Genomic DNA, 21,230 nt, shown 5'->3' with positions numbered 1-21,230 from the left:
GACCGGGTCCGCACCGGGGCGTACCAGCCGCAGCAGCGGCACGCGCCATGACCAAGACCTCACTCGACAAAAGCAAGATCCGGTTCCTGTTGCTGGAGGGCATCCATCCCTCGGCCGTGGAGGTGCTGCGCGGCGCGGGCTATTCGCAGATCGAGACCCTGCCCAAGGCGCTGCAGGGCGAGGAGCTCAAGGCCAAGCTGGCCGACGTGCATTTCCTCGGCATCCGCTCGCAGAGCCAGCTGACGGCCGACGTGCTGGCCGCGGCGCCCAAGCTGGTGGCCGTGGGCTGCTTCTGCATCGGCACCAACCAGGTCGACCTGGCGGCGGCGCGCGAGCGCGGCGTGGCGGTGTTCAACGCGCCTTATTCCAATACCCGCTCGGTGGCCGAACTGGTGCTGGCCGAAGCCATCCTGCTGCTGCGCGGCGTGCCGGAGAAGAACGCGCTGGCGCACCGGGGCGGCTGGCTGAAGTCGGCCACCCACTCGCACGAGGCGCGTGGCAAGACACTGGGCATCGTGGGCTATGGCTCCATCGGCACGCAGCTGTCGGTGCTGGCCGAGTCCCTGGGCATGCATGTCGCGTTCTACGACGTGGTCAACAAGCTGCCGCTGGGCAACGCGCGCCAGGTGCAACGCCTGCACGACCTGCTGGCCCAGAGCGACATCGTGACGCTGCACGTGCCCGAGCTGCCCTCGACGCAATGGATGATCGGCCCCGACGAGATCGCCGCCATGAAGCCCGGCGGCATCCTGATCAACGCGGCGCGCGGCAAGGTGGTCGACATCGACGCCCTGGCCGCGGCGCTCAAGGCCAAGAAGCTCTGGGGCGCGGCGATCGACGTGTTCCCGGTCGAGCCGGGCAGCAACAACGAGGAGTTCGTCTCCCCCCTGCGCGGCCTCGACAACGTGATCCTGACGCCGCACGTGGGTGGCTCGACGATGGAGGCGCAGGCCAACATCGGCGGCGAGGTGGCCGAGAAGCTGGTCAAGTACAGCGACAACGGCACCTCGATCTCCTCGGTCAACTTCCCCGAGGTGGCGCTGCCGGCGCACCCGGGCAAGCACCGGCTGCTGCACATCCACCAGAACGTGCCGGGCGTGCTGTCGGAGATCAACCGCATCTTCTCCGAGAACCACATCAACATCGCCTCGCAGTACCTGCAGACCGACGAGAAGGTGGGCTATGTCGTGATCGACATCGACGCGGCGTCCTCGGACCTGGCGCTGGAGAAGCTCGCGGCGGTGTCGGGGACGATCCGCAGCCGGGTGCTGTTCTAGCGGGAGCCGGGCCCGGCGCCGGCGGCGCGCCGGCGCGGGGGGTTGACCCTGCCGGCATGCGAACGACCGGGCTGACCTAAAATCCCCGCCCCGGCAAGCGGGTGCGCAGCGCCCGGCCGAGGCCATTTCCCCGATGAATGCACCCACCGCGCTGACGGCGTTGTTGTCGCAGGCCGCAGAGCCCGCGCGACTTCGCGAGATCCCCTACAACTACACCAGCTTCTCCGACCGGGAGATCGTGATGCGCCTCCTGGGCGAGCGCGGCTGGACGCTGCTGCAGTCGCTGCGCGACGAGCGCCGCACGGGCCGCTCGGCGCGCATGCTCTACGAGGTGCTAGGCGACATCTGGGTGGTGCAGCGCAATCCCTACCTGGTCGACGACCTGCTGGACAACCCGCGCCGGCGCGGCCAGCTGGTCGAGGCGCTGAACCATCGGCTGGGCGAGGTCGGCAAGCGCCGCACGCCGGAACTCGACGCCCAGCGCGACGCGCTGGTGGGCGAGCTGTCGACGCTGGTGGCGCGCGCCATCGCCGACTTCGATGCCATGTTCCGCGACGTCGCCGCCCTGCGGCGCAAGGCGACGCGCGCGTTCCGCCGGCTCACGGCCAAGGACAACATCAAGTTCGACGGCCTGTCGCGCGTGGCGCACGTGACCGATGCCACCGACTGGCGCGTGGAGTACCCCTTCGTCGTGCTGTGCCCGGACACCGAGGCCGAGATGGCATTGCTGGTCAAGGGCTGCATCGAGCTGGGCCTGACGATCATCCCGCGCGGCGGCGGCACCGGCTACACCGGCGGCGCGATCCCGCTGACCTGGAACAGCGCGGTCATCAACACCGAGAAGCTGGAGGCCATGACCGAGGTGGAGCTGGTCGCGCTGCCGGGTCTCGATGCGCCGGTACCCACCATCTGGACCGGCGCCGGCGTGGTCACCCAGCGCGTGGCCGATGCCGCCGAGCGCGCGGGCTACGTGTTCGCGGTCGACCCGACCTCGGCCGAGGCCTCCTGCGTGGGCGGCAACGTCGCCATGAACGCCGGCGGCAAGAAGGCCGTGCTGTGGGGCACGGCGCTGGACAACCTGGCGTCCTGGCGCATGGTGACGCCGCAGGCCGAGTGGCTGGAGGTCACGCGCATCGGCCACAACCTCGGCAAGATCCACGATGCCGAGTCGGCCGTCTTCGAGCTGCAGTACTTCGCCGCCGACGGGACGACGAAGCTGCGCGCCGAGCGGCTGGAGATCCCCGGCCGCACCTTCCGCAAGGAGGGCCTGGGCAAGGACGTCACGGACAAGTTCCTCTCCGGCCTGCCGGGCATCCAGAAGGAGGGCTGCGACGGCCTGATCACCAGCTGCCGCTGGATCGTCCATCGCATGCCCTCGCACACGCGCACGGTGTGCCTCGAATTCTTCGGCAACGCCAAGGACGCGGTGCCCAGCATCGTCGAGATCAAGGATTTCATGTTCGCCGAGCAGAAGCGCTCGGGCGTGCTGCTCGCCGGCCTGGAGCACCTGGACGACCGCTACCTCAAGGCGGTCGGCTATGCCACCAAGTCGAAGAAGCACGGCGGGCTGCCGAAGATGGTGCTGTTCGGCGACATCGCCGGCGACGACGCCGATGCTGTGGCGCGCGCCACCTCGGAGGTGGTGCGCATCGCCAATTCGCGCAGCGGCGAGGGCTTCGTCGCCATCAGCCCCGAGGCGCGCAAGAAGTTCTGGCTCGACCGCAAGCGCACGGCCGCCATCAGCCGCCACACCAACGCCTTCAAGATCAACGAGGACGTGGTGATCCCGCTGCCGCGCATGGCCGAGTACACCGATGGCATCGAGCGCATCAACATCGAGCTGTCGCTGCAGAACAAGATCGCCTTCGCCGATGCGCTGGAGGAATTCCTCGCGCGCGGCAACCTGCCCCTGGGCAAGACCGACGATGCCCACGACATCCCGCCGGCCGAGCTGCTGGAGGATCGCGTCGCGCAGGCCCTGGCGCTGGTGCGCGAGGTGCGCGCGACGTGGAGCGGCTGGCTGCGCGACGTCGATGCGCTGTTCGCGCGGCTGCAGGACCACTCGCTGCGCGCGAGCTGGAAGACGCAGATCCGCGCGCCGCTGCAGCAGATCTTCTCCGGCGCCGAGTTCGCGCCGATCCTGGACGAGTGCGCCGCCATCCACCAGCGCGTGCTCAAGGGCCGCGTGTGGGTCGCGCTGCACATGCACGCGGGCGACGGCAACGTCCACACCAACCTGCCGGTCAACAGCGACAACTACGAGATGCTGCAGACCGCCCACGCGGCGGTGGTGCGCATCATGGCGCTGGCGCGCTCGCTCGACGGCGTGATCTCCGGCGAGCACGGCATCGGCATCACCAAGCTCGAATTCCTGTCCGACGACGAGCTGCGGCCGTTCACCGAATACAAGCAGCGCGTCGACCCGGAGGGGCGCTTCAACAAGGGCAAGCTGCTGCGCGACGGCCAGGCCTCGCACGGCCTGCAGGCCGACCTGACGCACGCCTACACGCCCAGCTTCGGCCTGATGGGCCACGAGTCGCTGATCATGCAGCAGAGCGACATCGGCGCCATCGCCGATTCGGTCAAGGACTGCCTGCGCTGCGGCAAGTGCAAGCCGGTGTGCGCCACCCACGTGCCGCGCGCCAACCTGCTCTACAGCCCGCGCAACAAGATCCTCGCCACCTCGCTGCTGGTCGAGGCCTTCCTGTACGAGGAACAGACCCGGCGCGGCGTCAGCCTGCGGCACTGGGAGGAGTTCGAGGACGTGGCCGACCATTGCACGGTCTGCCACAAGTGCCTGACGCCATGCCCGGTGAAGATCGACTTCGGCGACGTCTCCATGAACATGCGCAACCTGCTGCGCAAGATGGGCCAGAAGAGCTTCCGCCCCGGCAACGCGGCGGCCATGATGTTCCTCAACGCCACCAACCCGTCGACCATCAAGGCGATGCGCGTGGGCATGGTGGACATCGGCTTCAAGGCCCAGCGCCTGGCCCACGACTTCCTCCGCCTGCCGGCGAAGAAGCAGACGGCCCTGCCGCCGGCCACGCTCGGCCCGGCTCCGCTCAAGGAGCAGGTGATCCACTTCATCAACAAGAAGATGCCCGGCGGCCTGCCCAAGCAGACGGCGCGCGCGCTGCTCGACATCGAGGATGCCGACTACGTGCCGATCATCCGCGACCCCAGGGCCACCAGCGCCGAGACCGAGGCGGTCTTCTACTTCCCGGGGTGCGGCTCGGAACGCCTGTTCTCGCAGGTCGGCCTGGCGACGCAGGCGATGCTCTGGCGCGCCGGCGTGCAGACCGTGCTGCCGCCGGGCTATCTGTGCTGCGGCTATCCGCAGCGCGGCAGCGGCCAGTTCGACAAGGCCGAGAAGATGATCACCGACAACCGCGTGCTCTTCCACCGCGTCGCCAACACGCTCAACTACCTCGACATCAAGACCGTGGTGGTGAGCTGCGGCACCTGCTACGACCAGCTCCAGGGCTACCAGTTCGACAAGATCTTCCCCGGCTGCCGGATCATCGACATCCACGAATACCTGCTGGAGAAGGGCATCACGCTGGCGGATTCGATCGATGGCGCGGGCGGTGGCGGCTATCTCTACCACGACCCCTGCCACAGCCCGATGAAGCTGCAGGACCCGATGAAGACCGTCAAGTCGCTGGTCGGCGACGGCGTGATGAAGAACGACCGCTGCTGCGGCGAGTCGGGCACCCTGGGCGTGAGCCGGCCGGACATCTCGACGCAGATCCGCTTCCGCAAGGAGGAGGAGCTGAAGAAGGGCGAGGCGGCGCTGCGCGCGACGGGACGGGTCCCGGCGCAGGGCGACGTCAAGATCCTCACCAGCTGCCCGAGCTGCCTGCAGGGCCTGTCGCGCTATGGCGGCGACCTGAACAACGGCCTGCTGGAGGCCGACTACATCGTCGTCGAGATGGCCCGCCGCATCCTGGGCGAGAACTGGCTGCCCGAGTACGTGGCCGCCGCCAACGCCGGCGGCATCGAGCGGGTGCTGGTGTGAGCGCCATCGTGCCGACCTCGCCGCCCCGGCCGTCGTCGTCCGCATCGCGCCGCGCCGGCTGCCCGCTGTGCGAGGCCGCCGGCGGGCGCCCGGTCTTCGAGGGTCCGGACTTCCGCGTCATCCACGCCGACGAAGCCGGGTTCCCCGCCTTCTACCGGGTCGTCTGGAGCGACCACGTGGCCGAGTTCTCCGACCTGGACGCGGAGTCCCGCATCCGCTGCATGGAGGCGGTGGCCACGGTCGAGCGCGTGCTGCGCGAGCACCTGGCACCGGCCAAGATCAACCTCGCCGCGCTCGGCAACATGGTGCCCCACCTGCACTGGCACGTCATCGCCCGCTTCGAGGACGACAGCCACTTTCCCGCCCCCGTCTGGGCCGAGGCCCGGCGCCCGCGCGATGCCGCGCGGGAGGCCGCCGTCGCCGCGCTGCTGCCGGCGCTCGAACGCACGCTCGTCGAGCATCTGCGCCTCACCCATCACGGCTGAACACACATTCCGAGGATTCCCATGGCAGGCCTGCACATCGGCGCACCGACGCCCCAATCGATCACCGTCCACGGCCAGTCGCGCGTGCTGGAGGTGGGCTTCTCCGACGGCGCGAGCTTCCGCATCCCGTTCGAGCTGATGCGCGTGTACTCGCCCTCGGCCGAGGTGCAGGGCCACGGCCCGGGCCAGGAGGTGCTGCAGACCGGCAAGCGCCAGGTCGGCCTGCTGTCCCTGGAGCCGGTGGGCAACTACGCGGTCAAGCCGGTCTTCACCGACGGCCACGAGAGCGGCATCTTCTCGTGGGCCCTGCTCTACGAACTCGGCTCGCAGCAGGACGCGCTGTGGGCGCGCTACGAGCAGCGCCTGGCCGCGGCCGGCGTCGACCGCGATGCGCCGATGGCGGCTTCCGGCGGCGGTGGCGGACACGCCTGCGGCAGCCACTGACGGGCGCGGCGGTCGTCAATGTCCGCCGTTCTCGCGGGGTCGTCGGCTTGAGTGCCGGGCTTCCGCCCTAACATGGTGGGCATGAGTACCACCCATTTCGGTTTCGAGAACGTCGACGAACAGGACAAGGCACGTCGCGTCCGCGGCGTGTTCGATTCGGTCGCCACGCGCTACGACCTCATGAACGACCTGATGTCGGTCGGTCTGCATCGCGCCTGGAAGGCCTACACCGTGATGGTCGCCAACGTCGGCGAGGGCTCCCGCGTGCTGGACATCGCGGGCGGCACGGGCGACCTGGCCCTGGCCTTCTCCAAGAAGGTGGGGGCGTCCGGCCAGGTGGTCCATACCGACATCAACGAGGCGATGCTGCGCACCGGCCGCGAGCGCCTGCTCGACGCCGGCGTCAGCCTGCCGACGATGGTCTGCGACGCCGAGAAGCTGCCGTTCCCCGACGACCATTTCGATGTCGTGACCGTCGCCTTCGGCCTGCGCAACATGACGCACAAGGATCTGGCGCTCAAGGAGATGAACCGGGTGCTCAAGCCGCGCGGCAAGCTGCTGGTGCTGGAGTTCTCCAAGGTCGCGCAGCCATTGCGCAAGGCCTACGACTGGTATTCGTTCAAGGTGCTGCCGCGCCTGGGCAAGGTGGTGGCGGGCGACGACGCGAGCTATCGGTACCTGGCCGAATCCATCCGCATGCATCCCTCACAGGATGAACTCAAGACCCTCATGAAGGAGGGTGGTTTCGGTCATGTGGACTATCACAACATGACGGGGGGCATCGTCGCCCTGCATGTTGGAATCAAGTGTTGAGTGTTGACTTTTTCCGGGACCTTCCCGTTGAGGAGACGATGAGATGAAGAATTTTCTGGCCGTATGCCTGATGTGCGCCATGGTGCTCGTGAGCGTCGAGGCCGATGCCAAGCGCATGGGGGGCGGACAGTCGATGGGCCGCCAGTCGAACAACGTGACGCAACGCGAGGCGTCGCCACCGGCCTCGCCCATGACGCCCGGCGCGCCGACACAGAACGCCAACAACGCGGCCGCGCGTCCCGGCGCCGCGGCGCCGGCCGCCGCCGCGCCCAAGCGCAACTGGGGCGGCATGCTGGGCGGTCTGGCCGCCGGCCTGGGACTGGCCTGGCTGGCGCATTCGCTCGGCCTGGGTGCCGGCTTCGGCAACATCCTGCTGATCCTGCTGCTGGTCATGGCCGGCGTGATGGCCTGGCGTTTCTTCGCCGCCCGTTCGCGCAACAACAACGGTGGCGCTTCCCGCAATGGCGACTTCGCGTTCCAGGGTGCCGGCAGCGGCCCGGCCGACGCGCCGACGCCCACGCAGTACAGCCCCGCCAAGGTCGGCAACGACGCCTCGGCCCGTCCCTGGGAGACCGGCGCGACCTCGTTCGACGCCAACGCGCAGCGCCCCGGCGCCTCGTCGGGCATCTCCTCGATGGCCAATGCGGCCGGTGCCGGCGCCGTGGGCGCCACCGGTGGCAGCATGATCGGCTCGGCCCTGGCCGGCGCGCAGTCCTGGGGCATCCCCGCGGGCTTCGACGTCGACGGCTTCCTGACCGCCGCCAAGCGCAACTTCGTGACGCTGCAGGATGCCTGGGACCGCGCCGATGTCGGCAACCTGCGCTCGATGATGACCGACGGCATGCTCAGCGAGATCAAGTCGCAGCTCTCCGAGCGCGAGACGCACACCGGCGGCCAGCCCAACAAGACCGAGGTCGTGATGCTCGACGCCAAGCTGCTGGGCATCGAGGAACTGCCCGATGTCTATATGGCGAGCGTCGAGTTCTCCGGCATGATCCGCGAGGATGCCTCGGCCGGTCCGAGCCCGTTCCGCGAAGTCTGGAACATGACCAAGCCCGTGAGCGGCTCGGGCGGCTGGCTGGTGGCGGGCGTCCAGGCCCTGCAATGACCTGACTCGGCGTCATCGCGGCGCACCGGCCGACGGCCGGAGCGCGGGCGGACCGGATAATGGGGACATGGCTACACCATCGTCCCCATTTTCTTTTCTCGACGGCCTGTTCGACCGCATCGGCAGCCGCCTCAAACCCCCGACCTGGGCGGTGCACGAGATCCAGCAGCGCGCCGTGCTGTTCCTCAACCACGTCCTGCAGCAGGAGCCCGAGGCCCAGCAGCGCCTGACGCGCCAGCAGGGCCGGGTGGTGCGCTTCGAATGGCGCTTCGTCACACTGCAGCTGGTGGCCACGCCCGCCGGCCTGCTCGACCTGGCGCCCGAGGGCGCCGTTCCCGAACTCACCCTGATCGTCACCGAGACCTCGCCGCTGCGCCTGGCCGGCGCGACCCTGCGCGGCGACAAGCCCACGGTGCGCATCGTCGGCGACGTGCAGCTGGCGGCCGAGGTCAACTGGCTGGTCGACCACGTGCGCTGGGATGTCGAGGACGACCTCGCGCGCGTGATCGGCGACGTGCCCGCGCACACGCTGGGCAACGCCGCGCGCCGCGTGGCGGCGGCACTGCGCCAGTTCGTCGGCAAGGCCGCCGGTGGCCGCGGCCGCGCGGGCACGGCCTCCGGGAGCGCGAGCAACGAATGAACCGTTTCTCCCGCGGTCTGTTCATCGTCTGGATCGCGCTGCGCTACGGACTCGACGAGCTGGTGCTCACGAGCTTCCAGAAGCCGTGGCTGCGCGTGCTGGCGCGCATCGTCTCGTTCGGCCGGCGGCTGGATGCGCCACGCGGCCAGCGCCTGCGCGAGGCGCTGGAGCGGCTCGGTCCCATCTTCGTGAAGTTCGGCCAGGTGCTCTCGACGCGGCGCGACCTGCTGCCGCCCGACATCGCCGACGAGCTGGCCTGGCTGCAGGACCGCGTGGCGCCGTTTCCCTCGGCGGTGGCCATCGCCACCATCGAACGCGCCTTCAAGCGCCCGGTGGGCGAGGTCTTCGAGCGCTTCGACGAGACGCCGGTGGCCAGCGCCTCGATCGCGCAGGTGCACTTCGCCACCATCCGCAACGCCCAGGGCCGGGTGCGTGACGTCGCCGTCAAGGTGCTGCGCCCCGGCATGCGGCGCGTGATGGAGAAGGACCTGGCGCTGATGGCCATGATGGCCGGCTGGGTCGAGAGCCTGTCGGCCGATGGCAAGCGCCTGAAGCCGCGCGAGGTGGTGGCCGAGTTCAACAAGTACCTGCACGACGAGCTCGATCTGGTGCGCGAGGCCGCCAATGCCGCCCAGCTGCGACGCAACATGGCCGAGCTGGAGCTGGTGCTGATCCCCGAGATGATCTGGGACTTCTGCCATCCCGAGGTCATGGTGATGGAGCGCATGAACGGCGTGCCCATCGGCCAGCTCGAGCGCCTGCGCGCGGCCGGCGTCGACATCCCCAAGCTGGCGCGCGATGGCGTCACGATCTTCTTCACCCAGGTCTTCCGCGACGGCTTCTTCCATGCCGACATGCATCCCGGCAATATCCAGGTCAGCCTGGAGGAGGCGACCTTCGGGCGCTACATCTCGCTCGACTTCGGCATCGTCGGCACCCTGACGGAATCGGACAAGGAATACCTGGCGCAGAACTTCGTCGCCTTCTTCCGGCGCGACTACAAGCGCGTCGCCGAGCTGCACCTGGAGAGCGGCTGGGTGCCCGTGGGCACGCGCATCGACGAGCTCGAGGCGGCGATCCGCACCGTCTGCGAGCCGTACTTCGACCGGCCGCTGCGGGAGATCTCGCTGGGCATGGTGCTCATGCGCCTGTTCCAGACCTCGCGCCGCTTCCACGTCGAGATCCAGCCGCAGCTGGTGCTGCTGCAGAAGACGCTGCTCAACATCGAGGGCCTGGGCCGCGAGCTCGATCCCGAGCTCGACCTCTGGGCGACGGCCAAGCCGTTCCTGGAGAAGTGGATGCTCGACCAGATCGGGCCGAAGCAGCTGTTCGCCCAATTGCGCGAGGAAGCGCCGCGCTATGCCAAGCTGCTGCCCCAGCTGCCGCGACTGCTGCACGAATACCTGGAGCATCGCCCGGACGACCACCGGCGCGAACTGCTCGAACTGCTGCAGGCGCAGAAGAAGACCATCGGGCTGCTGCAGGCCGTGATCTACGGTGGCATGGGTTTCGCACTGGGTCTGCTGGCGATGCAGCTGCTGCTGCGCGTGAAGGTTTTCTAGACACCCCCCCGCATTCCTCCCGGAGAGATTCCCGTGCTGCTGACCCTGGTCGCCGTCTACCTGCTGCTCACGATCGCCATCGGCCTGGTGGCGGCCCGGCGCGTCAAGAACACGGCCGATTTCGCCATCGCCGGGCGGCACCTGCCGCTGTTCATGATCGTGACGACCACCTTCGCGACGTGGTTCGGCTCCGAGACCGTGCTGGGCATCCCGGCCAAGTTCATCGAGGGCGGGCTGCACGGCGTCATCGAGGATCCGTTCGGCGCCGGGACCTGCCTGATCCTGGTCGGGCTGTTCTTCGCCGGCAAGCTCTATCGCATGACGCTGCTGACCATCAGCGACTACTACCGCGAGCGCTACGGCCGCACCGTGGAGGTGGCGTGCTCGCTCATCATCATGGTGAGCTACCTCGGCTGGGTCTCGGCGCAGGTGACGGCGCTGGGGCTGGTCTTCAACGTCCTGTCGGCCGGCGCCATCACGATTCCCGTGGGCATGGTGATCGGCGTCGTCTCGATCCTGGCCTATACGCTGTTCGGCGGCATGTGGTCGGTGGCGGTGACCGACTTCATCCAGATGATCATCCTGGTGGCGGGCCTGGGCGTGATCGCGGTGTTCGCCGGCCACATGGCCGGCGGCGCCGACCGGGTGGTGGCGTTCGCCCTCAGCCGCGACCTGTTCCGCTTCTGGCCGGAACCGACCCTGCGCGACATCGTGTTCTTCGTCGCCGCCGCCATCACCATGATGCTGGGCTCGATCCCGCAGCAGGACGTGTTCCAGCGCGTGATGTCGGCCAACAACCTGCGCTCGGCGACGCGCGGCCCGGTCATCGGCGGCCTGGCCTACATCCTGTTCGCCTTCGTCCCCATGTTCCTGGTGGCGAGCGCGCTGCTGATCATGCCGGAGCAGGCCCAGACGCTGCTCCACGACGATCCGCAGAAGCTGCTGCCGACGCTGGTGCTGGAGCGGATGCCGTTCGCGATGCAGGTGCTGTTCTTCGGCGCGCTGCTGTCGGCGATCAAGTCGACCGCGTCGGCCACGCTGCTGGCGCCGAGCGTCACCTTCACCGAGAACATCTGGCGCCAGTGGCGTCCGGCGGGCACCGACCGCGAGAACCTGCGCACCATGCGCGTGACGGTGCTGGTGTTCAGCATCGTCGTGCTGGTCTATGCGATCCGCATGCAGGGCACGCCGATCTACGAGCTGGTCTCGGGCGCCTACCAGGTGCCGCTGGTGGGTGCCTTCGTGCCGCTGGTGTGCGGGCTCTACTGGCGCCGCGCGACCACCCAGGGCGCCGTGGCGGCCGTGCTGCTGGGCATCGGCGTGTGGCTGCTGTTCCTGGCCCTGCCCTGGGGCGAGGCGTTCCCGGCCCAGCTCGCCGGCGTGCTGGCGGCCTTCGCGGGCATGGGGGCCGGCTCGCTGGCACCCCAGTGGCTGGCCGACGTGCGCACGCCGCATCGCCTCCTCGCCGTCGACCCGGCCTGACGGCGCGGGCGGGCCGCCGGGCCCGTCGGCACGCCCGGGCAAGGGTCGTGGCCGCGGACCCGCCGACCTATAATCGCGGGCTTTGCGAGCGGCCGCCGCGCCGCGTTTCCTCACTCCCAATCCCATGCCCATCTACGCCTACAAGTGCAGCGCCTGCGGCTTCGCCAAGGACGCCCTGCAGAAAATGTCCGATGCACCCCTGACGGTGTGTCCGGCGTGCGGCGCGAGCACATTCGAGAAGCAGGTCACCGCGGCCGGCTTCCAGCTCAAGGGGTCCGGCTGGTACGTGACCGACTTCCGCGAAGGCGGCAGTGGCAAGAAGCCGGCCGAATCGAGCACCTCGAAGGACGCGGGCGACACGGCCAAGCCGGCCGCCTCGCCTTCATCCTCCTCCGAGCCGGCCGCCGCCGGTGGCGGCTCGACCGCGGCGGCTCCCGCGCCCTCGGCCAGTCCCGCGCCATCACCGGCGCCGGCACCTCCCGCCAAGAGCGATTGAAGGCCGACGGCATGCATGCGCTGCGCAAATGGCTGCTCTCGGGCCTGCTGGTCATCGTGCCGCTGGTCATCACGCTGGGGGTGCTCAACTGGATCATCGGCACGCTCGACCAGACGCTGTGGCTGCTGCCCACCGAATGGACCGACTGGCTCAATGCCCATCGCGTGCGCGGCCTGGGCGTGCTGCTCACGCTGGCCATCCTGCTGGTGGTCGGCGCCGTCGCCAGCAACTTCGTCGGCAAGCGCCTGCTGGGCTGGGGCGATGCCCTGGTGCGCCGCATCCCGGTGGTGCGCTCGATCTACTCGAGCGTCAAGCAGGTGTCGGACACGCTGTTCTCCGAGAACGGCAACGCCTTCCGCACCGCCGTGCTCATCCAGTGGCCGCGCGAGGGCTCCTGGACCATCGCCTTCGTCACCGGCACGCCCGGCAACGAGGTGCGCGAGCAGCTCGGCGGCGGCGACTACCTGGGCGTCTACGTGCCGACAACGCCCAATCCGACCGGCGGCTACTTCGTCATGCTGCGACGCAGCGACTGCATCGAGCTCAAGATGACCGTGGACGAGGCCCTCAAGTACATCGTCTCGATGGGCGTGGTCGTCCCCGGCGGCCCTGCGACCCTCGCGACCCACAGATAAGACAGACCCATTGCGCCCCTGGCGCCGGAATCGATCCATGACCATGCGTTCCCACTATTGCGGTCTCGTGACCGAAGCCCTGATGGGCCAGACCGTGACCCTCTGCGGCTGGGTCAACCGCCGCCGCGACCATGGCGGCGTCATCTTCATCGACGTGCGCGACCGTGAAGGCTACGTGCAGGTGGTGTGCGATCCCGATCGCGCCGCCACGTTCGCCATCGCCGAGGACCTGCGCAACGAGTTCTGCGTGCAGGTCACGGGCCTGGTGCGGGCGCGTCCGGAGGGCACCACCAACGACAACCTCAAGAGCGGCAAGATCGAGGTGCTGTGCCACGACCTCAAGGTGCTCAACCCGTCGGTCACGCCGCCGTTCCTGCTCGACGACGACAACCTGAGCGAGACCACGCGTCTCACGCACCGCGTGCTCGACCTGCGCCGCCCGGCGATGCAGCGCAACATGATGCTGCGCTACAAGGTCACCATGGAGGCGCGCAAGTTCCTCGACGCCAACGGCTTCATCGACATCGAGACGCCGATGCTGGGCAAGTCCACGCCCGAAGGCGCGCGCGACTACCTGGTGCCCAGCCGCGTGCACGACGGCAGCTTCTTCGCGCTGCCGCAGTCGCCCCAGCTCTTCAAGCAGCTGCTGATGGTCGCGGGCTACGACCGTTACTACCAGATCGTCAAGTGCTTCCGCGACGAGGACCTGCGCGCCGACCGCCAGCCCGAGTTCACGCAGATCGACATCGAGACCTCGTTCATGGCGGAGGAGGAGATCCGCGAGATGTTCGAAGGCATGATCCGCAACGTCTTCCGCAATGCCGCGGGCATCGACCTGCCGGTGTTCCCGACGATGACGTATGGCGACGCCATGTTCAAGTACGGCTCCGACAAGCCCGACCTGCGCGTCAAGCTGGAGTTCACCGAACTCACCGAGCTGATGAAGCGCGTCGAGTTCAAGGTCTTCTCCAATGCCGCGACCATGAAGGGCGGCCGCGTCGTCGCCCTGCGCGTGCCCGGCGGCGGCGCCGAGGGCGGCCTGTCGCGCGGCGAGATCGATGCCTACCAGGAGTTCGTGAAGATCTACGGCGCCAAGGGCCTGGCCTACATCAAGGTCAACGATGCGCAGGCCGGCCGCGACGGCCTCCAGAGCCCGATCGTCAAGAACCTCGACGATGCCGTGCTGGCCGAGATCATCGCCCGCACCGGCGCGCGCAATGGCGACATCCTGTTCTTCGGCGCCGACAAGGAGAAGGTCGTCAACGACGCGATCGGCGCCCTGCGCGTGAAGATCGGCCACAGCGCGTTCGGCCGCAAGAACGGCCTGTTCGACGATCGCTGGGCACCGCTGTGGGTGGTCGACTTCCCGATGTTCGAATTCGACGAGGAGGGCCAGCGCTGGTCCGCCGTGCACCATCCGTTCACGGCGCCGAAGGACGGCCACGAGAACCTGATGGACACCGCGCCGGAGAAATGCATCGCCAAGGCCTACGACATGGTGCTCAACGGCATCGAGATGGGGGGCGGTTCGGTGCGTATCCACCGCGAGGAGGTGCAGAGCAAGGTGTTCCGCGCGCTCAAGATCAGCGCCGAGGACGCGCAGCTGAAGTTCGGCTTCCTGCTCGACGCCCTCCAGTACGGCGCCCCCCCGCATGGCGGCATCGCCATCGGCCTGGACCGCCTGGTGATGCTCATGACCGGCGCCGAGTCGATCCGCGATGTCATCGCCTTCCCGAAGACCCAGCGCGCGCAGGACCTGCTGACGCAGGCGCCCAGCCCGGTCGACGAGAAGCAGCTGCGCGAGCTGCACATCCGCCTGCGCAACGTCGAGGCCAAGGCCTGAGCAGCCTCCCCCGCGTGTGGCGAACGCCACGCGACGGGGACGGCAACGAAGAAAGGGGCACCGCGAGGTGCCCCTTTTTCGTTGCGGGCCGTCGTCGCCCGCCTGCATCGGCCCCACCGGCGGGCGAGGCGCCCGTCTCAGAGCGCCATGTCGCTCGAGGCCCTGGATGGCTGGCGCATGGACGGCTGGCCGCTCGGCGCGGGCCGGGAGGTGGGGGTCGAGGTGGGCGCCGGTGCCGGGGTCGCGAGATCGATCACCGGCGGCGGTGCCAGCTGCAGGACCTGGCTGGTCGCGATCCATTCCTGCTGGACCTTCTCGGGACTGTCGTTGAGCGCCATGCCATAGCTGGGCACCATGGCGCGGATCCTGGTCTGCCAGGCCGGCGTGGCCAGCTTGTCCTTGAAGACCTGCTTCATCAGGTCCAGCATGATCGGCGCGGCGGTCGAGGCGCCCGGCGAGGCACCCAGCAGGCCCGCGAGGCTGCCGTCGCGCGCGCTGACGATCTCGGTGCCCAGTTTCAACACGCCGCCCTTGTCCTTGTCGCGCTTGATGATCTGGACGCGCTGGCCGGCCTGCCAGAGGCGCCAGTCCTCCTTCTTCGCGTTCGGGAAATACTCGCGCAGTGCCTTCATGCGATCGTCGTCCGACAGCATGACCTGGCCCGCCAGATACTCGACCAGCGAATATTCGGCGACCCCCACCTTCATCATCGGCCAGACGTTGTGCGGCGTGGTGGTGGCGAGCAGGTCGAGATAGGAGCCTTCCTTCAGGAACTTGGTCGAGAAGGTGGCGAACGGACCGAAGAGGATCACGCGCTTGCCGTCGAGCATGCGCGTGTCGAGGTGCGGCACCGACATCGGCGGCGAGCCCACCGACGCCTTGCCATAGGCCTTCGCCAGGTGGCGATCGGCCACCGCCGGGTTCTCCGTGACCAGGAACGAGCCGCCGACCGGAAAGCCGGCGTAGTCCTTGGCTTCCGGGATGCCCGACTTCTGCAGCAGGTGAAGGGCACCGCCACCCGCGCCGACGAAGACGAACCTGGCGTCGGTCTGGGTGGTGCTGCCGTCCTTCACGTTCCTGGAGACGACGCGCCAGCTGCCGTCGGCGTTGCGCTTGAGATCCTGCACCTCGCTGGAGAGTCTGAGCGAGAAGTTGGGTCGGGTCTGCAGATGGCCGACGAACTGGCGCGTGATCTCGCCGAAGTTGACGTCCGTGCCGACCGGGCTCCACGTGGCGGCGACCTTCTGCGTGCCATCGCGGCCCTCCATCATCAGAGGCACCCACTTCCTGATCTGCTCGGGATCTTCCGAATACTGCATGCCGCGGAACAGCGGGCTGGCCTGCAGCGCGTCGTAGCGCTTCCTCAGGAAGCCGACGTTCTCGTCGCCCCAGACGAAGCTCATGTGCGGGGTCGAGTTGATGAACGAGCGCGGATTCTTCAGCACGTTGTTCCTGACCTGGGAGGCCCAGAACTGGCGCGAGACCTGGAACGCCTCGTTGATCTCGATCGCCTTGGCGATCTGGACCTTGCCGGTCTTGTCCTGCGGGGTGTAGTTGAGCTCGGCCAGCGCCGAATGGCCGGTGCCGGCGTTGTTCCAGCCGTTGGAGCTTTCCTGGGCGACGCCATCGAGGCGTTCCACCATCTCCATCGTCCAGCCGGGCTCGAGTTCGTTCAGCAGCACGCCCAGGGTCGAGCTCATGATGCCACCGCCGATCAGCAGCACATCCACCTTCCTGGGTTCGGCCGCTTGGGCGCTGGCCAGCGTCACCGACAGGGCCACGCCCGCCAGGGCCGGGTACATCTTCTTCAACGTCATCTGATTCATGGGTTCGGGATACGGAAACGGCAAGGCCGAGGTCGGGCCTCTGTTCGAGAATGGTCATGTCTCCTGCATCGACGACCCGGCCACCGGAGTGACGGGACGCTGGAGGCTCGCGCGGTGGACGTCGAATGTCCACGGGGCTCCTTGGTGTTCGCGGATTTCCGGGGCGAGCCCGGAACTGCGACCGATGCGTGATCGCGAATTTTATAGGTGCGACGATGCGACCCTTCAAGATCCCCCAATCCGTGCTGGTCGTGATCCACACGCCAGCGCTCGACGTGCTGCTCATCCGTCGTGCCGATGCGCCCGATTTCTGGCAATCCGTCACCGGCAGCAGGGAGACCGAGGACGAGCCGCTGGCCCTCACCGCCGCGCGCGAGGTGAAGGAGGAGACCGGCATCGACTGCGGACCCGGCAGTGCGCTCGCGGCGCGGCTGGGCGACTGGCGCCTGCGCAACGTGTACGACATCTATCCGCAATGGCGCTCGCGCTATGCGCCGGGCGTGACCCGCAACACCGAGCATCTGTTCGGTCTGTGCCTGCCGCAGCGCATCGAGCCCGTGCTGGCGCCGCGCGAACACACGGCGTGGCAATGGTTGCCCCACCGCGAGGCCGCGGACCGCTGCTTTTCGCCTTCCAATGCGGAAGCGATCCTGCTGCTGCCACAATTCGCGCCATGAACGCGACGACGGGCACTCCATTGCGGGTGGCGACTTACAACATCCACAAGGGCGTGCAGGGCATCGGCCCGGCGCGCAGGCTGGAGATCCACAACCTCGGCCATGCCATCGAGCAGCTCGATGCCGACATCGTCTGCCTGCAGGAAGTGCGCAAGATGAATCGCATGGGCGCGCGCCGGTTCGCGCGCTGGCCCGAGCAGCCCCAGGCCGACTTCCTGGCGCCCGAAGGCTACACGGCGGTCTACGAGACCAATGCGGTCACGCGCCACGGCGAGCATGGCAACGCGCTCCTCACGCGCTGGCCGGTGATCCGCTCGGGCCACCAGGACATCTCCGACCACCGCTTCGAGCAGCGCGGACTGCTGCACGTGCTGATCGACGTCGATGGCGTGCCGGTCCATGCCATCGTGGTGCACCTGGGCCTCATCAAGGGCAGTCGCGTGCGCCAGATCAGCCGGTTGCGCGAATTCATCGAGCGCGAGATCCCGGCCGACGAGGCGGTCATCGTGGCCGGCGACTTCAACGACTGGGGTGCGCGCATGCGCCACGCCATGAACGCGATGGGCATGCGCGACTCCAGCGATCTGCGCGGCCCGCCGACCCTGACCTACCCGTCGCGCCTGCCGGTCACGCAGCTGGACTTCATCTACGCCCGGCGCATCGCGCCGGTGTCCTGCAGCGTGCCGCGCGGCCCGGTCTGGGCCCGCATGTCCGACCACCTGCCCCTGCTCACCGATTTCTCGCTCCCCGCGCGCTAGCGTCGCGCCGGGGGGAGGCCGTCTGCGCGGCGTCCCCGGCCGATGCTCCACGCTTTCTCCGCTGATAGGATTTGTACATGTCAAGGATGATCGATGCCCTCCCAAGCCCCGTCGATGGCGCCGGGGACGAGGGCACGCCGGTTTCGGTCAAGATTCGCGAACGCCTGAAGGCCGCCCAGCAGCGCTTCAATGCCAACGACAACATCGCGGAGTTCCTCGAACCCGGCGACCTGGATGCGTTGCTCGACGAGGTCGAGATCAAGATGAAGGCCGTGCTCGAGAGTCTGGTGATCGACATCACCAACGATCACAACACCGACAACACGGCGCGCCGGGTGGCCAAGATGTACCTCAACGAGGTCTTCAGGGGACGCTACGTGCCGGCGCCCAGCCTCACCGAGTTCCCCAACGCCGAGCATCTGAACGAACTCATGATCGTCGGGCCCATCACGGTGCGCAGCGCCTGCTCGCACCACTTCTGCCCGATCATCGGCAAGCTGTGGATCGGCGTGATGCCCAACGAGCACACCAACGTGATCGGCCTGTCGAAATACGCACGCCTGGCCGAATGGATCATGGGACGCCCGCAGATCCAGGAGGAGGCGGTGGTGCAGCTCGCCGACCTGATCCAGCGCAAGACCCAGCCCGACGGCCTGGCCCTCGTCATGGAGGCGGAGCATTTCTGCATGGCCTGGCGCGGCGTGAAGGAGATGGACAGCAAGATGATCAACTCCGTCATGCGTGGCGTCTTCCTCAAGGATCCCAACCTGCGCCGCGAATTTCTGTCGCTGCTGCCTCGTCAACGCTGAAGGAAATCATGCTCGTCCGTCTCTTGTATGCCAGCCGCGCCGTCGACGACAGCCCCAAGGCGATCGACACGATCCTGGCCCAGGCACGTGCCCACAACACCGCCTGTGGCATCACGGGCATCCTCTGCTATGGCAATGGCGTGATCCTGCAGGCCATCGAGGGCAGCCGCACGGCGGTCAACGAGCTCTATGGGCACATCGTCAAGGATCCCCGGCACAAGGACGTGGCACTGGTGTATTTCGAGGAGATCGCCGAGCGTCGCTTCGGGGGCTGGACCATGGGCCAGGTGCATCTCACACGCGTGCATGCCTCGACGCTGATGCGGTTCTCCGAGCGCGCGGAGCTCGATCCCTACGCGGTGCCGGGCCGCGTGTCGCTGGCCCTGCTGGAGGAGCTGATGGCGACGGCCGCGGTGGGCGTGCGCAACTGACGCCTCTCCTCGTATCGGGTCCGCGGCAGCCATCCAAGGGGTCGCGGATCGGTCTGCCGACGGTCCTACAGTCGCTCGGGACAACCGCCAACGACAGACGGGTGGAACGTGGCCATCATGACTTCCATGGCTTGAACGCCATGTATCGATCCCTCTCACCATTCATCTAGGAGAAGCCATGAACAAGGACCAAGTCGAAGGCCGCGTTGATCAAGTCAAGGGCAAGATCAAGGAAGTCGCTGGCCGTGTGGTCGGCAACGAGGAACTGGAAGCCAAGGGCAATGTGGACCAAGCCGCAGGCAAGGTCCAGAGCACCTATGGCGACACCAAGGAAAGCGCCAAGGATGCCGTGAAGTCCGGCGCCGACAAGCTCTGAGTCCTGCGCTCGCAATGAAAAAAGCCTGATGTTGAATCAGGCTTTTTTTTCGTTCCGGACTTAGGTCCTGTCGGTGTCCTGATCGGCCAGCTGACTGTGCATCAGCGTCGTCACCATGTCGGCCACGTCCGAAGTCTTCAGCACGGCGGCGACCAGCGCCGTCACGGACAGCAGGCGCCAGGGCTTCACCAGCATGATGACCGCGCCGGTTCCGGCCGCGATGGCGATCAACTTGCCGGGCTGCTTGCGCGCATAGCGCTGCAGCAGGGGCTGGGCCAGTTGCAGGGCGGCATTGGCCGGATGCCTGCGCCACCAGCGGGCACCGAAGCTCTGGGCCACGCTCAGCCAGGGCAGGCTGTCGAACAGACCGCGTTTCTTCCTGGGGGAGACCAGGGGCGCGGTGCCGTCGACGGGTGTTTCCACCCGGGTCGAGGAGAAGCGCGACGGCCTGGCCTCACGCTCGACCTTGGATTCGATCTGGTTGAAGAGCGCGCGGCGCGAGACGGCCAGGCGTTGTTGGGGAGTGAGACTCGAATTATCAATGGCCATCGCGTGCTCCAGCAACGTGCAAGGCATGCATGTCGGCAGCCAATTGCGCCTGCAGGTCCTGGAATCCGTGGAAAGTGGATGAACGTGCCGCAATGGATCCGGCGATCGCCGCAACCAGCAGGGTCAGTCCGGGGACCAGTACCAATACCCAATGGAAAGATCCATTGACTCCGCCCAGCATGATGGCGATGCCGGTGAACGTCAATCCAAGCAATCCGGCCACCACCGCAATGGCAGCGGCAATCGCTCTTTTCACCGCATTGCGTTTGACTTCCAGCGCTTCGGCCTTGATCAGGGCACCGTAATTGGCCAGATGATCCGCAACGAGCTCGGGATGCCCCAGCAATGTGGAATAAATAGGATGAAACATGGAATCAGCGGCCCGCGAACGAAAGTCGAAAGAAAATCAATTCGATTCCCCCGGGCATGCCATGGCGCACCCGGAGGAATCATGTCGCTCGAGCAATCAGTATTCGTCGCGACCGCTGCGGCTGGCCAGGACGATGAGGGCGGTGATCGCGGCACCGGCGGCGGCGGCGATCAGGACCGAGCGCACCGGCTGGTCGGAAATGTACCTGCCGGTCACGTCCGCTGCCTGTTCGAGGCGGCGCTGGGCGCGTGCACTGGTGGTGGAAGCGGCTTCGAGACCACGCTGGACCGCCTGCTGGACCCGTGCGGCGATCTGCTCGACGGCCGGCTCCGCTTCCCGACGCAGGTCGCGGACCTTCTCGCCCGCCGCGTTCACGGCATTCTGCGCATAGGTGCGGGTGCTCTCGATGGCGTCATTGGCCGTCTTGTTTGCATCATCGGCGAGTTGCGTGGCTGACTTGGTGTTCATGAAGAAATCCTTTCCTTGGTTCCATTGAATATACCGGCCAAATTTCCGTTAGTGAAGCATTTCCAGAACTTCAAAATCCATGAAATAAAGACGCGAAATGCAATCTACCCCGTGGTCCGAAATCTCCTGTCAGCAGCATGGGATTAGAGCCGTAGGAGAG

The 21,230-nt window shown here is 67.6% G+C and carries 21 protein-coding genes; 17 read left to right on the top strand and 4 right to left on the bottom strand.

Annotated elements, in window-relative coordinates:
* The first annotated feature begins 47 nt into the window (after positions 1–47).
* The 12 genes from serA (at position 48) to aspS (ending at position 14,806) form a co-directional block, all read left to right on the top strand.
* On the top strand, positions 48–1,277 hold the full coding sequence (gene serA / locus AC1MLT_RS09935; RefSeq protein ID WP_481032125.1) for a phosphoglycerate dehydrogenase: 1,230 nt from the start codon (positions 48–50) through the stop codon (positions 1,275–1,277).
* A 133-nt stretch (positions 1,278–1,410) separates the two neighbouring features.
* On the top strand, positions 1,411–5,298 hold the full coding sequence (locus AC1MLT_RS09930; protein WP_481032124.1) for a DUF3683 domain-containing protein: 3,888 nt from the start codon (positions 1,411–1,413) through the stop codon (positions 5,296–5,298).
* A 5-nt stretch (positions 5,299–5,303) separates the two neighbouring features.
* On the top strand, positions 5,304–5,783 hold the full coding sequence (locus tag AC1MLT_RS09925; protein ID WP_481034965.1) for an HIT family protein: 480 nt from the start codon (positions 5,304–5,306) through the stop codon (positions 5,781–5,783).
* A 21-nt stretch (positions 5,784–5,804) separates the two neighbouring features.
* Positions 5,805–6,227: a gamma-butyrobetaine hydroxylase family protein gene (locus AC1MLT_RS09920; protein ID WP_481032123.1), complete on the top strand. Its 423-nt coding sequence runs from the start codon at positions 5,805–5,807 to the stop codon at positions 6,225–6,227.
* A gap of 81 nt (positions 6,228–6,308) precedes the next feature.
* Positions 6,309–7,040, top strand: coding sequence for a bifunctional demethylmenaquinone methyltransferase/2-methoxy-6-polyprenyl-1,4-benzoquinol methylase UbiE (gene ubiE / locus AC1MLT_RS09915; RefSeq protein ID WP_481032122.1), 732 nt, complete (start codon positions 6,309–6,311; stop codon positions 7,038–7,040).
* Between the two features lie 43 nt (positions 7,041–7,083).
* Complete coding sequence (locus tag AC1MLT_RS09910; RefSeq protein WP_481032121.1) at positions 7,084–8,148, top strand: Tim44 domain-containing protein; 1,065 nt, start codon at positions 7,084–7,086, stop codon at positions 8,146–8,148.
* A 67-nt stretch (positions 8,149–8,215) separates the two neighbouring features.
* Positions 8,216–8,788 carry a hypothetical protein gene (locus AC1MLT_RS09905; RefSeq protein ID WP_481032120.1) on the top strand — a complete coding sequence of 191 codons (573 nt, stop codon included), beginning with the start codon at positions 8,216–8,218 and terminating at the stop codon, positions 8,786–8,788.
* Positions 8,785–10,350: a ubiquinone biosynthesis regulatory protein kinase UbiB gene (gene ubiB / locus AC1MLT_RS09900; RefSeq protein WP_481032119.1), complete on the top strand. Its 1,566-nt coding sequence runs from the start codon at positions 8,785–8,787 to the stop codon at positions 10,348–10,350. The genes AC1MLT_RS09905 and ubiB overlap by 4 nt, the downstream gene beginning before the upstream one ends.
* Positions 10,351–10,383: 33 nt before the next feature.
* Entirely contained in the window at positions 10,384–11,832 is a 1,449-nt protein-coding gene (locus AC1MLT_RS09895; protein WP_481032118.1) for a high affinity choline transporter 1, read from the top strand.
* Between the two features lie 124 nt (positions 11,833–11,956).
* Positions 11,957–12,328, top strand: a complete 372-nt coding sequence (locus tag AC1MLT_RS09890) for an FmdB family zinc ribbon protein (RefSeq protein ID WP_481032117.1) — start codon at positions 11,957–11,959, stop codon at positions 12,326–12,328.
* An 11-nt stretch (positions 12,329–12,339) separates the two neighbouring features.
* Positions 12,340–12,963: a DUF502 domain-containing protein gene (locus AC1MLT_RS09885; RefSeq protein ID WP_481032116.1), complete on the top strand. Its 624-nt coding sequence runs from the start codon at positions 12,340–12,342 to the stop codon at positions 12,961–12,963.
* A gap of 37 nt (positions 12,964–13,000) precedes the next feature.
* The gene (aspS, locus tag AC1MLT_RS09880; RefSeq protein WP_481032115.1) at positions 13,001–14,806 is read left to right on the top strand and encodes an aspartate--tRNA ligase; all 1,806 of its coding nucleotides are present in this window, start codon (positions 13,001–13,003) and stop codon (positions 14,804–14,806) included.
* A gap of 137 nt (positions 14,807–14,943) precedes the next feature.
* Here the strand turns inward: aspS and mqo are convergent, their stop codons facing one another.
* The gene (mqo, locus tag AC1MLT_RS09875) at positions 14,944–16,632 is read right to left on the bottom strand and encodes a malate dehydrogenase (quinone) (RefSeq protein ID WP_481032114.1); all 1,689 of its coding nucleotides are present in this window, start codon (positions 16,630–16,632) and stop codon (positions 14,944–14,946) included.
* Between the two features lie 215 nt (positions 16,633–16,847).
* Here mqo and nudB point away from each other — a divergent pair, with 215 nt between their 5' ends.
* The 5 genes from nudB (at position 16,848) to AC1MLT_RS09850 (ending at position 19,683) form a co-directional block, all read left to right on the top strand.
* Complete coding sequence (gene nudB, locus AC1MLT_RS09870) at positions 16,848–17,309, top strand: dihydroneopterin triphosphate diphosphatase (protein ID WP_481032113.1); 462 nt, start codon at positions 16,848–16,850, stop codon at positions 17,307–17,309.
* The gene (locus AC1MLT_RS09865; RefSeq protein ID WP_481032112.1) at positions 17,306–18,067 is read left to right on the top strand and encodes an endonuclease/exonuclease/phosphatase family protein; all 762 of its coding nucleotides are present in this window, start codon (positions 17,306–17,308) and stop codon (positions 18,065–18,067) included. The genes nudB and AC1MLT_RS09865 overlap by 4 nt, the downstream gene beginning before the upstream one ends.
* A 77-nt stretch (positions 18,068–18,144) precedes the next feature.
* Positions 18,145–18,876, top strand: coding sequence for a GTP cyclohydrolase I (gene folE, locus AC1MLT_RS09860; protein ID WP_481032111.1), 732 nt, complete (start codon positions 18,145–18,147; stop codon positions 18,874–18,876).
* 8 nt (positions 18,877–18,884) lie between these two features.
* Positions 18,885–19,307 (top strand): BLUF domain-containing protein, encoded by a 423-nt coding sequence (locus tag AC1MLT_RS09855; protein ID WP_481032110.1) that lies wholly within the window; start codon positions 18,885–18,887, stop codon positions 19,305–19,307.
* A 178-nt stretch (positions 19,308–19,485) separates the two neighbouring features.
* Complete coding sequence (locus AC1MLT_RS09850; RefSeq protein WP_481032109.1) at positions 19,486–19,683, top strand: CsbD family protein; 198 nt, start codon at positions 19,486–19,488, stop codon at positions 19,681–19,683.
* A 60-nt stretch (positions 19,684–19,743) separates the two neighbouring features.
* Here the strand turns inward: AC1MLT_RS09850 and AC1MLT_RS09845 are convergent, their stop codons facing one another.
* The 3 genes from AC1MLT_RS09845 to AC1MLT_RS09835 all read right to left on the bottom strand — a co-directional run bounded on the left by AC1MLT_RS09845 (position 19,744) and on the right by AC1MLT_RS09835 (position 21,070).
* Positions 19,744–20,232 carry a hypothetical protein gene (locus AC1MLT_RS09845; RefSeq protein WP_481032108.1) on the bottom strand — a complete coding sequence of 163 codons (489 nt, stop codon included), beginning with the start codon at positions 20,230–20,232 and terminating at the stop codon, positions 19,744–19,746.
* A complete protein-coding gene (locus AC1MLT_RS09840; RefSeq protein WP_481032107.1) occupies positions 20,222–20,602 on the bottom strand; it encodes a phage holin family protein in 381 nt (126 codons plus the stop codon). Before AC1MLT_RS09840 ends, AC1MLT_RS09845 begins: the two co-directional genes overlap by 11 nt.
* Positions 20,603–20,698: 96 nt before the next feature.
* Positions 20,699–21,070, bottom strand: coding sequence for a hypothetical protein (locus AC1MLT_RS09835; protein WP_481032106.1), 372 nt, complete (start codon positions 21,068–21,070; stop codon positions 20,699–20,701).
* Between the last annotated feature and the right edge of the window lie 160 nt (positions 21,071–21,230).

The sequence above is a fragment of the Variovorax sp. PEI5 genome, assembly GCF_056679935.1.
This window is presented reverse-complemented; position numbering and strand designations above follow the sequence as displayed.